The organism is Amycolatopsis sp. BJA-103 (assembly GCF_002849735.1).
Lineage (GTDB): Bacteria > Actinomycetota > Actinomycetes > Mycobacteriales > Pseudonocardiaceae > Amycolatopsis.
Window position 1 is genome coordinate 631,767 of the sequence record NZ_CP017780.1, and the last position, 13,932, is coordinate 645,698.

The following is a 13,932-nucleotide window of genomic DNA, read 5'->3' on the forward strand; positions in this document are numbered from 1 at the left end:
TCCGGTTGCTTGAAGCGAGCTTGAAGCGGGATGGGTTTAACTGATCGCCATGACCACATTGACCGCACTCGAGGACGTGGTGGACCGGCACGGGCGCGAAGCGCTGTCTGATCCGATCGTGCTCACCGGCGCTCTGCGCAGTCTTCCCGACCCGCCGCCCGACGCCGAAATCGGCGCGCTCGCCGCGGCGGCCGGAGCGGGCGCGGCCGAACGGATGCGCGCAGTCCTCGAAGGCGGCGGCAGCCCGGCCGAAGCCCTCCAGGCGGCGACGGCGGCCTGTGGCGCCGGTGCGGAATGGGCGTGCGGGCAACTCGGCGCGGCACTCGGCTATCTCCCCAGGGACACCGGGGCCGACGAGCCGACCACCGCGTTGACCACCGTGCTGCCCGGGGAAAAGCCGAAGCGTGGCAAGCGGATCGCCGTGATCGCGGGTGCCGTCGTCGTGGTGGCCGCCGTCGCCGCGACAGGAGTGACTTTCGCGCTCAGCGGTGGCGACGAGCCGCGCGCCGCGGACGGGCCACCGGCCACCCAGCCGTCCTCGTCCGCGCCCTCCGCGGGACCGCTGGGGTCGGCGCCGCAGGCGGAACCGTCCCCGGCGCCGGTTCCCGAGGAAGCGATCGCCGCCTTCCGGGATCCCGAGTTGCTCGCCGCGGCGAAGCCGTATCTCGATCGCCCCGATGTCCGGTGCGAACGAGCCGAATCCATCGTGAGTGTCCGGGAAACCGTGAACTGCGACCTGGGCTCCGGCATCATCGCCAGTTTCCGCGTGCTGTTCTTCCCGAAGCAGCTCACCTCGTTGCGCAAGGTGCTGCAGACCGACAACGACGGCGCCCGGCCCGGTTCGATCCGGACGCTGCGCTGGGAGCACGTGCCGGGGCGGCCGGGAATCCGCGCCGGTATCCCGGTCGGCACCCCGCGTACCGGCGACGGCACGCGGATCCGTTTCCTGGAGCCGGAAAACGGCTACGCCCGGCTTTACTTCGACGAGGACTCCACCGGGGTCGCCGTCTACATGCAGGCGGGCACCGACGATCAGCAGGTGCTCCGCAAGTTCTGGGCGGATCCGGACGCGTGATGGACGACCGTGATCCCCGGCTCGCCGAAGTCGCGCGCCGCTTCGGACGCCACGCGCTGACCGATCCGGTGGCGCTCCGCTCCGCGCTGGCGCAGTCCGGAAACTCCTTCAGCCCAGCCGAAATCGACGCTCTCGTAGCCGCGCTGGAAACTTCGGGGACACTGGAAGCGGCTCTGCCTCACGATCCCGAGCCGACGGGGCCGCCGCTGAACCCGACGCTCGCGGAGAACCGCCTCATCTGGGAAGGCCGTCAGAACGGCCCGACCCGGCAGATGCCGTCGCGCGCGCGAAGGTGGTGGCTCGTCGGCGGAGCGGTCCTGCTGGTGGCCGCGATCGCGGCCGGAGTGGTGCTCTTGTCGCGGGGCAAGGAAGAGACCGCGGCACCGCCGCCGGACCGGTACGCGCTCGACCAGGTCGCCGGCCGGTACCGGGCACTCGGCGCCCGGTTGCTCGACGGCGCGGTCCGCTGCGCGCAGCAGCCCGCGAAGCCCGGCGAGACGGAGAGAGTCGGCTGCGACGCCGGGCTGTACGCGCTCACCCTGGTCACCTACGACGTGCCGGGCAGGCTCACCGAGTCACGGAAACTCGCGGACGCAGCCGGTGCGCTGCGCTCGGCGAGCAGTGCCGGCTCGGGCGCGGCGTTCGCGATGCGGGAGCTGGCCTCCGGTGAATCGACGATCTACTGGGACGTCGACAGTCCCCGTGCGGTCAGCGCGACGTTGACCGCGCGCAAGACGGGGCTCCCGGCCTTGGCGGAGTTCTACGACGCGCGGCAGTTCGGGGTGCTGAAACGTCCCGAGGTCCCCGGGGCCGCGTTCTCCTCCGGCAAGCTGTGGGAGCTCGCGCAGGCGCACGTCCTCAACGAGCGGTCGGCGGACTGCAAGGCGGTGCCCGCCACCACCGGCACGGCCGAGACGGTCAAATGCCCGCTGGCCGACGGCGCGATGCTGGTGTTCAGCACCGCGTCCGATCATCAGGCGCTGATCGATCTGCGCGCGGAGAACTCAGCCAACGGCGGGGTGGTGCCCGGCACCCTCGAGGTGAGTACCTGGAACCGGCTCGGCGGCCCGGTGATCGGTCAGTTCATCCGGTTCGTCACGGCGGACGACCGCAGCCCGTCCCTCTACTTCGACGACGACGCGAAACTGGTCTACGGCTACTACTTCGGCGCACCGGGTTCCTCTCCGGAAGCGCTGTTGGAGCGCTGGCAGCGCGGCTCGCGGTGACTCAGCCGAAGCGGAGCGCCGCGAAGAAATCCTCGACGGCGCGCAGATCGGCGGGGTAGGGCGTGCCGACCCGGCCGTCGAGCACTGAAACGGTCGCGTGCTCGTCGTCGGTCCAGGCGTACCGGGTGGTCGTGCCGAGCACCGTGCACACGAGCGTGCCCCGGTGCCCGTCACGCGACCAGGACTGCTTGGCGGGCAGGTCGCCGGGACATTTTCCGGCGGTGAGCCCGGCGGGGTCCGTTCCCGCGCCGGTGCGCAGGTAGGCGGTGGCCGCGTCGGCGTCGTCGAGCGCGGAGATCCTGAGCTCGCCGGTCTCGCCGCCGGTCGGGCAGACGACCTGCGCGCGGACGGCCTCGTCGGAGGCCGCCACCGGTGCGCACGTGAGCCCGGTGGGGGTGCTGCGGCCGACCCGGTCGGCGGCGGGCACTCCCGGCGACACCAGGAAGATCGCGGCGAGGACGATCGCGACCACGAGCGCGGCACCGGCGACCAGGCCCGCGACCAAACCGGTCCGGCGTCGGCGGGACGGCTCGACGGCGACGGCCGCCGCCGGTGCGTCGGCGCGGATCGCGCGGATGCGGTCGCGCACTTCGCGTACGGTCGGGCGGTCACGAGGATCCTTGGCCAGCAACGACTTCAGCAGATCGTTGACCGCCGCGGTGCGCGGATCGCCGACCATGAGCCGCGGGATGGGCGCCCTGTCGTGCGCGACGATCACCTCGGGCTGACTGCCGCGATAGGGGAGTTCGCCGGTCAAGGCCACCCACAGCAGGCAACCCACCGCGTAGACGTCCGAAGCGGCGGTGGCGGGCTCGCCGCGAAGGCGTTCGGGCGCCATGTAACCGACGGTGCCGATCACCCCGCTGGTCTCCGCGCCTTGGTCGATCCCGGCCGACCGCGCGATGCCGAAGTCGCACAGATAGGCGAAGTCCTCATCGTGGTGCGCGGCCCGGGGCCGCAGCAGGACGTTGCCGGATTTGACGTCACGGTGCACGACGCCGATGGCGTGCGCGTCGCCGAGCGCGGAGACCACCTGGTCCACCACCGCCAGCGCCCGGTCCGGGTTCATCGGCCCGGCTTCGAGCACCTTGGCCAGATCGGGCCCGTCGACCAGTTGCATCGCCAGGTACAGGCAGCCGTCCACCTCGCCGTGGTCGTGGATCGCGACGACGTGCGGCGAGTCGAGCCGGGCCAGCGCCGCCGCCTCGCGGCCGAAGCGCTCGCGATAGACCGGATCCTCGGCGTAGTGGGGAGGCAGGACCTTCAACGCCACCGGCCGCCGCATGCGGTGCTGCCACGCGCGATAGACCACGCCCATGCCGCCGCGGCCGATGATCCCGTCGATCCGGAAGCCGCCGAAGTCTTCGCCGACCTGCGGCGTCATAAGGTTCCCCCAGTCACGCGAGCCACTCTAACCCGCGGTGAGCTGCCGATCGTGCACCCGGCGCCAGACCAGCAGGGACAGCACCGCGCCGCACAGGCAGAGGAACATGTCCCACTGCGTGTCCCAGACATCTCCTTGGGTGGCGAGGAAATCGTCCGCGCCGGACCCGGCGATGAGCGCGCTGAACCATTCCACGAACTCGAAACCGGCGGCGATCGCCAGGCAGACGCACACCGTCAGGAAGGCGACCCAGCCGCCGGGCCGCAGCGGCGTCCGGCGCAGGAGCACTTCGCGGACGGCGATCGCGGGAACGAAACCCTGGACGACATGGGCGAACCGGTCGTAGTTGTTCCGCTGCGTGCCCATCAGGTGCTGGACCCATTCCCCGGCGGGCGTTTCCGCGTAGGTGTACTGCCCGCCGTAACACAGCACGATCGCGTGCAGCACGAGCAGCCAGCAGAGCAACCGGGTCAGGGGGAAGCGTTTGCGCAGCGCCAGAACCAGCGGCAGTCCGATCAGCACCCAGACGACTTCCAGCAGCCAGGTGCCGGGCGACCTGGCCTGGACCCCGGTCGCCACCAGAACGGCGAGCACCACGCCGGCCAGCAGGATTCCTTCGGTCCGGCCGACTCCGCGCACCATGGGAAAACCCTACAGCGGGGTCCGCCCTGCCGCCGGTTCGTCAGCCTCGTGAGTGGTAAGGACGGTTATTGAGGAGAAGGGCAAACGTGGCGTGTTGGTGAGCGGGGCCGGTGACGGGATGAAGGTGTCCTTTGCCGCGTCCGATGCCGAGTGGCCGTGTCGCGAAAGCCACTTTCGGGACATCAGACGTCCCGAAAGTGGCTTTCGCGACGCCCCGGGCAAAAGTGTCGTTGTGGCTGAACCCAGGTGGGCGAAGGCGTGACTCGTGTGACCAGAGACGGATCCCGCGTGCTCAGACCCCGAACTCCGTGATCGCCGCCCCATCACACGCGAACACCCATCCCGCCCGAACACGACACGTTTGCCTTACCCCTCAACAACCGTCCTTACCACTCACGAGACCCACCGCCATGCCGCCGCTTCTCAGGCCGGTGGGACCAGTCGCCGTACAGCGCCGTCGAATCCGGTGCTGTACAGGCTTTCCGGGTCCCAGCCCGGTCCCGCGCCGAACCGCACGGACGAGCCGAGGTGGACGCCCGTGGCGATCGCGCAGGTCGCGCCGGAGTCCGGGTCGACGCGGTACACGATGCCGTGCTCGCCCGCGGTGTAGAGCCGACCGTCGGTGCCGAGGGCCAGGTCGTCGATGATGTTCAGCGGCCACGGCGCCTGGAGCCGGATCTTCTTCGCGGGCGCGGACGGGTTCGCGAGGTCGATCGCGGCGATCTGGAAGTCCGGGCCGCCGGTGTTGGCCACGTACAGGGTGCGCCCGTCGTTGCTGACGACCATCCCGTTGGGACCGAGCAGATCGGGTCCGTACCGTTCCGGCGCCGACGGATTCTCCTTGCGTACCAGCCAGAGTCCGCGTTTCGGGCCGATGAGGGTGCTGATCACGGCGTCGCCGTTCGGCAGCACCGTGCCGCCGTCGGGCATCGTGAGGCCGGTGGCCCAGGTCCGCCGTTTGCCGGTGTCGAGGTCGAAGATGTCGATGGTGCCGGTCTTCAGGCCGAGTGTCCCGTCGAGCGTCTTGTGCCCGGTGTTGACGTACAACTCGTTGCCGCGCACCGTGAGCGCGCCCGGACCGGAAACCGGCAGCAGGGTGCTCACCGCGCCGTCCGGGGTCACGCGTTCGACGGATCCGTTGCCCGCGAACAGGGTCTTCGAGACGAGCAGTCCGCCCCGTTCGTCGAAGGCAAGGTTTTCCAGCGGGAGGCCGAGTCCGGTCGCGACCGTGCGCACCTGCCACGGCACACAGCCCGGCGCGGCCGCCGCTGTCGCGACCGGGGCGGTGAAGGTCGCCGCCATCACGATCGTCGCGGCGATGACGCCGCGAACGCGTCCGGTCATAAAGGCCTCCCCATCGACTGAACTAGTACATGTGTATCAATTATGGGGAGCGTGTCAATCGGCGAGCGGGACGCTGGTCTGCCGTCGCAGGTCGGCGGCGTCCATGGAGAAGGCGAGGAAGAGGCCTTGCAGCGAGCGCTTCGTGAGCTCGACGTCCTCTTCGACCGGCTGCGGGTTGGCCAGCCGGTGCAGCGCCAGGCCGTCCAGCAGGGCCATGAAAGCCTTGGCCGCGCGCCGGGAATCGGCGATGCCGAGGGAGGCGAGCAGGGGAGCGGCGGACGCTTCGAAAGCGCCCATCGCCTCGTCGACCACGGCCCGCATGGCCGGGTTCCTGGCGGCCTCCATGTACAGCTCGTACTGGGCGACGGTCACGCCGAACTTGCCCGCCACCAGCGCCTGGGTGAGCCGTTCGCCGACTTCCAGCACGGATTCCGCGTCACGCAGGACGTCGGTGAGCAGGACGCGCACGATCTCGATCCGCTCGTGGATGTGAAACCGCAGGGCCTCGGCGATGAGTTCCTCGCTGGTCGCGAAGTAGTAGCCCGCCGCGGCCTGCGGCAGCCCGGCGCTGGCCGAGACCGCGCGATGGGTCACCGCCTTGACGCCGCTGTCGCAGATCAGCCGCATCGCGGCCCGGAGCAGCAGTTCCCGGCGCTCCCGGCTCCGTGCCTGCTGCTTGCCGCGACTACCGGTCATTGACTTCCCCTTCGGTCGAACCGATACTAACGTCTCACTCTTAATTGATACGTTTGTATTAATCTTGAGGAGAGCGGATGAGCGTCGGCGCGGCCGAACTGCGGGAGATCTCCAGCCTGTGCCAGGTTTTCCAGCGCACGGTCGCGGAATCCGGCGACGTCGTCGCGCTGCGGACGCCGGACGACGCGGTATCGCTGACCTGGCGGCAGTACGGCGCGCGAGTGCGGCGGCTGGCCGAGGGGCTGCACGCGCTCGGCGTCCGGCGCGGGGACACCGTGGCGCTGATGCTGACCAACCGGCCCGAGTTCCACCTCGTCGACGTGGCGGCTATCCATCTGGGCGCGATCCCGTTCTCGGTCTACAACACCAGTTCCGCCGAGCAGATCGAGTACCTGTTCGCGAACGCGGGCAACCGCGTCGTGGTCTGCGAGGAGCAGTTCCTCCCGCGGGTGCGGAACGTGGACCGCGTCGTCTGCGTGGACGGCGCCCCCGAGGGCACGATTTCCCTGGCGGAGCTGGAAAACAGCGAGTCACCGGAGTTCGACTTCGAGACCGCGTGGCAAGCCGTCGGACCAGACGACGTGCTGACGCTGATCTACACCTCCGGCACCACCGGGCCGCCGAAGGGTGTCGAACTCACGCATCGCAACCTCACCTACAGCATGGGCGCGGCACTGGAGTCGCCCGACATCGCCGACGCCGTCCGCAACGGACGCGTCCTTTCGTTCCTGCCGGACGCGCATCTGGCCAACCGGTACTTCGCGCACTACTTCCCGATCGTCTCGGCGGCGACGGTCACCTGTGTCGCGGACCCCAAGGCCGTGGTGGCCACGCTGCCCGCCGTCCGGCCGACGGTGTTCCTCGGTGTGCCCATGCTCTGGTACAAGATCAAGGCGGGGATCGAGCAGGCCCTCGCGGCGCAAACCGGCCTCCGGCGGACGATCGCGGGCTGGGCGCTCGCCGTGGGACTGTCCACAGTGCACAGTCCGAACAAGCGCTCGCGATGGCGGCACCGGCTGGCGCGGCGGCTCGTCCTCGACCGGGTGCTCGCCAGGATGGGACTGGACGCCTGCGTGATCCCGATCAGCGGCGCCGCCCCGATCGCGGTGGACACGCTGGACTTCCTGATGGCCGTCGGGCTGCCGATCTGCGAGGGCTGGGCGATGTCGGAGACCTCGGTCCACGGCACGATCAACCCGCGGCACGCCATCCGCCCGGGCACGGTCGGTCAAGCCCAGTACGGCGCGGAACTGCGGCTGGCCGACGACGGGGAACTGCTGATGCGCAGTCCGGCGGTGATGCGCGGCTACCGGAACGACCCCGAGCGGACCGCCGAGGCGATCGACGCAGACGGCTGGCTGCACACCGGCGACATCGCCACCATCGACGCGGACGGCTACGTGTCCATCGTGGATCGCAAGAAGGAACTGATCATCAACGCGGCGGGCAAGAACATGTCGCCGTCCAACATCGAGAACATGCTCAAATCGGCGGGCGCGTTGATCGGCTCGGCCGTCGCGATCGGCGACCGGCGGCCTTGTGTGGTCGCCCTGATCACTCTCGACCCGGACGCGGCCGCGTCGTTCGCCGAGCGTCACGGGCTTCCGGTCGATCCCGCCGCCCTCGCCGGGAACGCGGTCCTCCGCCGGGAGGTCGCCGCCGTAATCGAACAGGCCAACGGCAGGCTCTCGCGCGTCGAACAGATCAAGGACTTCACCATCCTGCCGGTCTGCTGGGAGCCGGGCGGTGTCGAACTGACTCCGACGATGAAGCTCAAGCGGGCCGCGATCGCGAAGACCTATGCCGCCGAGATCGACGCGCTGTACGGGGGCGCCGCGCGGTAGGCGGTGTCGACCGCCACAGTATTTCACTAACCTAGTTAGTGACTTATCTAGTAAGCTTTCTGGCATGACGTCAGCAGACTCGTGGCAGGTCGACTCCCCAGGCGTGGGCAACTCCGTGATGGAGCGCCTGCAAGAGGTCGGGACGCTCACGCGGGTGATCGAGAAGCGCCTGAGCGGGGCACTGGGGATCAACTCCACCGACCTGTCGGCGATGGAGCACCTCACCAGCGAGGGGCCGCTGACCGCGAAGGAACTCGCGGATCGGCTGCGGGTCTCGACAGCGGCGAGCACCCATATCGTCGACAGACTCGAGAAAGCCGGGCACATCCTCCGCAAGCCGCACACCACCGACCGGCGCAAGGTGCTGGTCGAGCCGGTGCGGGAGTCGATGGCCAGGATCTTCGAGCAGCTTCATCCGCTGCTCAGTGGCGTGGAGGGGCTCGTCGAGGCACTGAGCCCCGGAGACCGTGACGTCGTCGAGAACTTCCTGACCGGTGTCGTGCGGATCTACACCGGCACCGCGGATTCCCTGCCCGAGAGCTGATTTTCCCCGCCCATGACCGGAGCGCCCGTGCGCCCCGGCGTACGAACGCGCCAGGATCCGGAGTGAACGAACCATGTCGGTACCCGAAGAAAAGACGTCTCCACGAGCGGTCTGGTGGCTGCTGGCCACGGTGCTCGTCGTCGAATTGATGGACCTGCTCGACTCGACGATCGTCAACGTGGCAGGCCCGTCGCTGGAACGATCGCTGGGCACGAGCCCGGTCGGCCTGCAGTGGGTGATCGGCGGGTACGCCCTCACCCTCGGCGCGGGCCTCGTGCTGGGTGGGCGGCTCGGCGACCGCTACGGCCGCCGCCCGATGTTCCTGTTCGGGCTCGTGGCCTTCACCCTCGCGTCCCTGCTGTGCGCGATCGCGCCGAGTGCCGGTCTGCTGATCACCTTCCGCCTGGTCCAGGGCGTGGCGGGGGCGATGATGCTGCCGCAGGGACTCGGCATCCTCCGGGACAACCTCGCCCCTCGCGACCTCACCAAGGCGCTCGCCGTCTTCGGGCCGGTGCTGGGGCTCGGCGGTGTGCTGGGCCCGGTGCTGGGCGGCGCGCTGGTCGACTGGGATCTGTTCGGTCTCGGCTGGCGGCTGGTGTTCCTGGTCAACGTTCCGGTCGGGCTCGTCGCGCTGGTACTGGCCCGGCGGCTGGTTCCCCGCGGCACCGGGACGCCGGGGCTGCGCGTGGACATCGCCGGAGCCGTACTCGTCGCGGCCGCCTCGGCGCTGCTGGTCCTCCCGCTCAACGAGGGACAGGCGGCGGGATGGCCTCTGTGGACCTGGCTCTCCCTGACGGTCGCGGCGCTCGGCTACGTGGCTTTCGCGTTGTGGCAGCGCCGGATCGCGCGCTTCGGCCGGGCTCCGCTGGTCACCCCTGCCCTGTTCGGCAAGCCGGCTTTCACCGTCGGACTGGCCGCGGTCGCGCTGTTCTTCGGCGGGATGATCGGCACCCAGCTGGTGCTGACGTTCTTCCTGCAGATCGGCCAGGGCTTCACCGCGGGAGAGGCCGGGCTGGGCAACCTCCCGGTCGCGCTCGGCACCGCCGTCGGCGGCGGCATCAGCGGGGGACTGCTCGCCGCCAAACTCGGCAGGACCGTCCTGCAGACGGGGGCCGTCGTCCAGCTCGCCGGTGTCGCGTGGCTGTGGATCTCCTTGTCCGGCACCGGTGAGTTCACGATCTGGCGGATCGTGCCCGGTGGCGTCGTCGCGGGGATCGGCGCGGGCATCGTGATCGCGGCCGTGTTCAACACCGTGCTCGGCGCCGTCGCCGACGACGAGGTCGGCTCCGCGTCCGGAGTGCTCACCGCCGTCCAGGCGATCGGGGGCTCGGTCGGGGTCGCGGTGTTCAGCACGGTGTTCTTCGCCGACATCGCCCATCCCGCCGAAGGGTTCCGCGACGCGCTCGTGGTCCAGACGGTGGTCATCGGGCTGTTCCTGCTGATCTCCCCGCTGTTCCCGCGCCGGGCCCGGCCCGAGGAAACCGAGGCCGTCGTCGTGGCGCAGGCCGGTGCGCGATGAGGAACGTCCTGATCTCCGGCGCGGGCATCGCCGGACCCGCGCTCGCCTTCTGGCTACGGCGGCACGGCATGAACCCGACCGTGGTCGAACGCGCGCCGGAGCCACGCCTCGGCGGGCAGACCGTCGATCTGCGGGGCGCAGGCCGCACCGTCGTCGAACGCATGGGTCTCGAACAAGCCGCCCGCGATCGCGTCACCCACGAGGAGGGACTGCGGTTCATCGACCGTCGCGGCCGCGTCCGGGCGTCGTTCGGCACGGATTCCCTCGACGGCGACGGGTTCGTCACGGAACTGGAACTCCTGCGCGGTGAACTCGCCGACCTGCTCCACCAGAGCACCCGCGACGACGCCGAGTACGTCTTCGGCGACGAGATCACCGGCCTGACCGAATCCGGCGACGGTGTGGAGGCCAGTTTCCGCAGCGGTATCGAACGGCGTTTCGACCTCGTCGTCCTCGCCGACGGCCTGCGGTCACGGACCCGCGATCTCGTTTTCGCCGACCTCGCCCGCATCCGGTCGTTCGGCCTCTACACGGCCTACTTCACCGTCCCGCGGGAGGAATCCGACGGCCGGTGGGCCCGCTGGTACAACGCCCCCGGCCGACGGGTCGTCCTCCTGCGCCCCGACAACCAGGGCACCACGCGTGCCTCGCTGTCGTTCCTGCTCCCGCGTCCCGGGCTCGAACGGCTGGATATCCCCGCACAGCACGAATTCCTGCGCCGTCACTACGCCGGTGTCGGCTGGGAGACCCCGCGCGTACTCGACGAGCTGGGCGGCTCACCCGACTACTTCTTCGAATCGGTCGGCCAAATGCGCCTGGAACAGTGGTCACGCGGCCGGATCGCCGTCGTCGGGGACGCCGCCTATTGCGCGTCGCCGCTCAGCGGCATGGGCACCAGCCTCGCCCTCGTCGGCGCGTACGTGCTCGCCGGAGAACTCGGCCGTCACGCCGGACACGGTGACGCCTTCCGTTCCTACGAGACGATCATGCGTCCGTACGTGGCGCAGGCGCAGAAGGTCCCGTGGATCGCGCCACGGCTGGCGGCTCCGAAGAGTCGCGCCGGTATCGGCCTGCTTCACGCTCTCGCAGGTCTCGCGGCGGGTCCGAGGGCCGGTCGTGTCGCGGCTCGTTTCACCAACCCGCCCTCGGACGCCATCGATCTTCCCGTTTACGTCAGTTGAGCTTGCGCATGTCGGCGGGCAGGCCGCCGCCGGCGTAGACGTCCTCGGCGAGCTTCGCCAGCGCGGTGAGCGCGACGTTCTGGGCGAACGGCCCGTAGGACACCCGGGAGACGCCGAGTTCTTGCGCGGTCGCCAGCGAGATCGAGCCCGGGACGCCGATCAGGTTCACCTTGCGGTCGCCCAGCGCCTCGACCAGCCTGCCGACCTGGGTCTCGTCGAGCTTGCCGGGCACGAAGACGTTCGACGCGCCCGCGTCCAGGTACGCGCGGCCCCGGGAGATCGCGTCGGCCAGCACCTCCTCGGGGTCACGGTCGCCCGCCCTGAGGAAGGCGTCGGTGCGGGCGTTGAGCACGAAGTCGACACCGGCGGACTGAGCGGCGGCGACCGCGGCCTCGACGGCCTTGACGGACTCGTCCAGCGGCTTCATCTGGTCTTCGAGGTTGCAGCCGACCGCGCCGACCTCGATCGCCCGGGCGACCGTGCCGCCCGGGTCGCCGTAGCCCGCTTCCAGGTCCGCGGTGACCGGCAGATCGCCCGCGGTCCGGACGATCAGGGCGACCTCGGCGATCATCTCGTCGCGGGGGATCACCTCGCCGTCGGGGTAACCGCGGGCGGCGGCGATGCCGTGACTCGGGGTGGCGAGCGCTTGCGTGCCGGGTGTTTCGGCGACGACCTTCGCGGTGATCGCGTCCCAGACGTTGACGACGAGCAGCAGTTCGGGGGCGGCGTGCAGCTCCTGCAGCCGGGTGGCCTTCTCGGCGATGGAAACCATGCCATCAATCTAGAGGTTGTGAGCGGGTGGGCGGGGGATGCGGAGCTGGGCGGTCGGTCCAGGTGGGCGTGAGTGGCGATTCGGGTTAGTGCCGAAGGGGTCTTAAGTACCTGCTGTTTGTGGCTGGAGTTGGTTGCAGGTCCGTGAAGGCCTCCTTGCCTACCCTGAAGGTAGGGAAGGAGGCCTTCGCGGACTACGTGATCGCCCTCCGAAGCCTCAGCGACACCGCCAGCCCCAGCAGTCACGGGCGGCGGCGCGCAAAGGTCCCCTTTCCCGAGTACATGAAGGCCCCCTTCCTGTACCTAGGCGCAAGGAAGGGGGCCTTCATGTACTGCGGGGGCGAGCCAGGGCGGCAGTGGCGTGGCGGGCCGTTGCGAGGGCCGCGCCAGCCAGCCCGGGTGTCGCGAAAGCCACTTTCGCGACGTCTGATGTCCCGAAAGTGGGGCGGATTCATGTGGTGGTCGCAACGTGCTCTGTTAGGACAGTAGCGTGGTGAGTTTCTCGAGTGGGGTGTGCCAGTCGAGTGTTTTGCGGGGGCGGCTGTTGAGTCGTGCGGCGACCGCGGCGAGGTCTTCGGCGGTGTGCTGGTGCAGGTTGGTCCCTTTGGGGAAGTACTGGCGGAGCAGGCCGTTGGTGTTCTCGTTCGATCCGCGTTGCCATGGGGAATGCGGGTCACAGAAGTAGATGGCCATGTCGGTGGCGAGGGTGATGTCGGCGTGTCGGGCCATCTCGTTGCCCCGGTCCCAGGTCAGTGACCGCCGTAACTGATGCGGGAGAGTCTGGATCGCTTCGATCATCGCGTCCCGGACCTGGATCGCGTCGTGGCCGTTGGGCAGGTGCAGCAGCACGACGAACCGGGTGGAGCGCTCCACGAAGGTGCCGATCGCGGACTTGTTGCCGGCACCGGTGATCAGGTCGCCTTCCCAATGACCCGGGACTGCCCGATCCTCGGCTTCGGCCGGCCGTTCGCTGATCTCCACGAGGTCAGGGATCCGTGATCGTCGTGCCTGCGCCTGCTTGCGCGGTCGGCGCAACGCCCGCCCGGTCCGCAAACACGCGGTGAGCTCGCGGCGCAGCGCTCCCCGGCTCTGCACATACAAGGACTGGTAAATCGTCTCGTGTGACACTCGCATCTCCGGCCGGTCAGGAAACTCCATCGCAAGCCTGGCTGTGATCTGCCCTGGAGACCACTCCTGCAGCAATCGCGCCTGCACATGATCCCGCAACTCGCGATTACCGGCCTCGGCCAGCTTCGCAGTCTTCGGCCGCCGGGCCCGATCGCGCGCCGCTGACTCCGCCCGATGCGCTCGATACCCACCCCGGCCGCCATTGTTCGTCACCTCCCGGCTGATCGTCGACGGCGCCCGGGCCAACTGCCGAGCGATCTCCCGATAAGAGAGATCCCCGGACAGACCACGAGAGATCTCCTCCCGCTCAGCCATACTCAGATAGCGCTCGCCCAACGAGCCAGGTGCGTTCCCGATCACCCCGCCAGCCTGCGCGAACCACCGTCGCCCGGTCTCGTGCGACACATCCACCAAACGGGCGGCAGGCTTGGGCAGATACCCCGCCCGCACCGCACCCCAAAAACGCACCCGCACCGAACGCGGCAACACGAACCCGCCAGCCACCACAAACTCCCAGCTCACGAAGGATGTTGCAACGACCGCATGAATCCGCCTGGCTTTCGCGACACGACCCCTGG

Annotated in this window: 12 protein-coding genes; 6 read left to right on the top strand and 6 right to left on the bottom strand. The window is 69.6% G+C overall.

Annotated features, from left to right (window positions below; genetic code table 11):
- Positions 1–49: 49 nt before the first annotated feature.
- Positions 50–1,075 (top strand): hypothetical protein, encoded by a 1,026-nt coding sequence (locus BKN51_RS02925; RefSeq protein ID WP_101606140.1) that lies wholly within the window; start codon positions 50–52, stop codon positions 1,073–1,075.
- Positions 1,075–2,301 carry a hypothetical protein gene (locus BKN51_RS02930; RefSeq protein ID WP_101606141.1) on the top strand — a complete coding sequence of 409 codons (1,227 nt, stop codon included), beginning with the start codon at positions 1,075–1,077 and terminating at the stop codon, positions 2,299–2,301. The genes BKN51_RS02925 and BKN51_RS02930 overlap by 1 nt, the downstream gene beginning before the upstream one ends.
- Before the next feature lies 1 nt (position 2,302).
- Here the strand turns inward: BKN51_RS02930 and BKN51_RS02935 are convergent, their stop codons facing one another.
- From BKN51_RS02935 to BKN51_RS02950, 4 genes are all read right to left on the bottom strand, one after another.
- Complete coding sequence (locus BKN51_RS02935; protein WP_101606142.1) at positions 2,303–3,685, bottom strand: serine/threonine-protein kinase; 1,383 nt, start codon at positions 3,683–3,685, stop codon at positions 2,303–2,305.
- Positions 3,686–3,712: 27 nt separating this feature from the next.
- The gene (locus BKN51_RS02940; protein ID WP_101606143.1) at positions 3,713–4,327 is read right to left on the bottom strand and encodes a DUF2238 domain-containing protein; all 615 of its coding nucleotides are present in this window, start codon (positions 4,325–4,327) and stop codon (positions 3,713–3,715) included.
- A gap of 423 nt (positions 4,328–4,750) precedes the next feature.
- A complete protein-coding gene (locus BKN51_RS02945; protein ID WP_101606144.1) occupies positions 4,751–5,671 on the bottom strand; it encodes an SMP-30/gluconolactonase/LRE family protein in 921 nt (306 codons plus the stop codon).
- Positions 5,672–5,725: 54 nt separating this feature from the next.
- Complete coding sequence (locus tag BKN51_RS02950; RefSeq protein WP_101606145.1) at positions 5,726–6,367, bottom strand: TetR/AcrR family transcriptional regulator; 642 nt, start codon at positions 6,365–6,367, stop codon at positions 5,726–5,728.
- A gap of 77 nt (positions 6,368–6,444) precedes the next feature.
- On the opposite strand from BKN51_RS02950, the gene BKN51_RS02955 reads away from it, so the two are divergent.
- From BKN51_RS02955 to BKN51_RS02970, 4 genes are all read left to right on the top strand, one after another.
- Positions 6,445–8,211: an AMP-dependent synthetase/ligase gene (locus BKN51_RS02955; RefSeq protein ID WP_101606146.1), complete on the top strand. Its 1,767-nt coding sequence runs from the start codon at positions 6,445–6,447 to the stop codon at positions 8,209–8,211.
- A 64-nt stretch (positions 8,212–8,275) separates the two neighbouring features.
- The gene (locus tag BKN51_RS02960; protein WP_233224137.1) at positions 8,276–8,755 is read left to right on the top strand and encodes a MarR family winged helix-turn-helix transcriptional regulator; all 480 of its coding nucleotides are present in this window, start codon (positions 8,276–8,278) and stop codon (positions 8,753–8,755) included.
- A gap of 73 nt (positions 8,756–8,828) precedes the next feature.
- A complete protein-coding gene (locus BKN51_RS02965) occupies positions 8,829–10,274 on the top strand; it encodes an MFS transporter (protein ID WP_101606148.1) in 1,446 nt (481 codons plus the stop codon).
- Complete coding sequence (locus BKN51_RS02970; RefSeq protein ID WP_101606149.1) at positions 10,271–11,455, top strand: FAD-dependent monooxygenase; 1,185 nt, start codon at positions 10,271–10,273, stop codon at positions 11,453–11,455. Before BKN51_RS02965 ends, BKN51_RS02970 begins: the two co-directional genes overlap by 4 nt.
- Here the strand turns inward: BKN51_RS02970 and BKN51_RS02975 are convergent.
- Positions 11,448–12,227, bottom strand: a complete 780-nt coding sequence (locus tag BKN51_RS02975) for an isocitrate lyase/PEP mutase family protein (protein WP_101606150.1) — start codon at positions 12,225–12,227, stop codon at positions 11,448–11,450. The genes BKN51_RS02970 and BKN51_RS02975 overlap by 8 nt on opposite strands.
- A 476-nt stretch (positions 12,228–12,703) precedes the next feature.
- Positions 12,704–13,861, bottom strand: a complete 1,158-nt coding sequence (locus BKN51_RS02980) for an IS30 family transposase (protein ID WP_442857699.1) — start codon at positions 13,859–13,861, stop codon at positions 12,704–12,706.
- Between the last annotated feature and the right edge of the window lie 71 nt (positions 13,862–13,932).

Coding starts and splice junctions, on each gene's coding strand:
- BKN51_RS02925 (WP_101606140.1), top strand. CDS start 50: ATGACCACATTGACCGCACTCGAGGACGTGGTGGACCGGCACGGGCGC.
- BKN51_RS02930 (WP_101606141.1), top strand. CDS start 1,075: ATGGACGACCGTGATCCCCGGCTCGCCGAAGTCGCGCGCCGCTTCGGA.
- BKN51_RS02950 (WP_101606145.1), bottom strand. CDS start 6,367: ATGACCGGTAGTCGCGGCAAGCAGCAGGCACGGAGCCGGGAGCGCCGG.
- BKN51_RS02965 (WP_101606148.1), top strand. CDS start 8,829: ATGTCGGTACCCGAAGAAAAGACGTCTCCACGAGCGGTCTGGTGGCTG.
- BKN51_RS02970 (WP_101606149.1), top strand. CDS start 10,271: ATGAGGAACGTCCTGATCTCCGGCGCGGGCATCGCCGGACCCGCGCTC.
- BKN51_RS02935 (WP_101606142.1), bottom strand. CDS start 3,685: ATGACGCCGCAGGTCGGCGAAGACTTCGGCGGCTTCCGGATCGACGGG.
- BKN51_RS02955 (WP_101606146.1), top strand. CDS start 6,445: ATGAGCGTCGGCGCGGCCGAACTGCGGGAGATCTCCAGCCTGTGCCAG.
- BKN51_RS02975 (WP_101606150.1), bottom strand. CDS start 12,227: ATGGTTTCCATCGCCGAGAAGGCCACCCGGCTGCAGGAGCTGCACGCC.
- BKN51_RS02960 (WP_233224137.1), top strand. CDS start 8,276: ATGACGTCAGCAGACTCGTGGCAGGTCGACTCCCCAGGCGTGGGCAAC.
- BKN51_RS02940 (WP_101606143.1), bottom strand. CDS start 4,327: ATGGTGCGCGGAGTCGGCCGGACCGAAGGAATCCTGCTGGCCGGCGTG.
- BKN51_RS02945 (WP_101606144.1), bottom strand. CDS start 5,671: ATGACCGGACGCGTTCGCGGCGTCATCGCCGCGACGATCGTGATGGCG.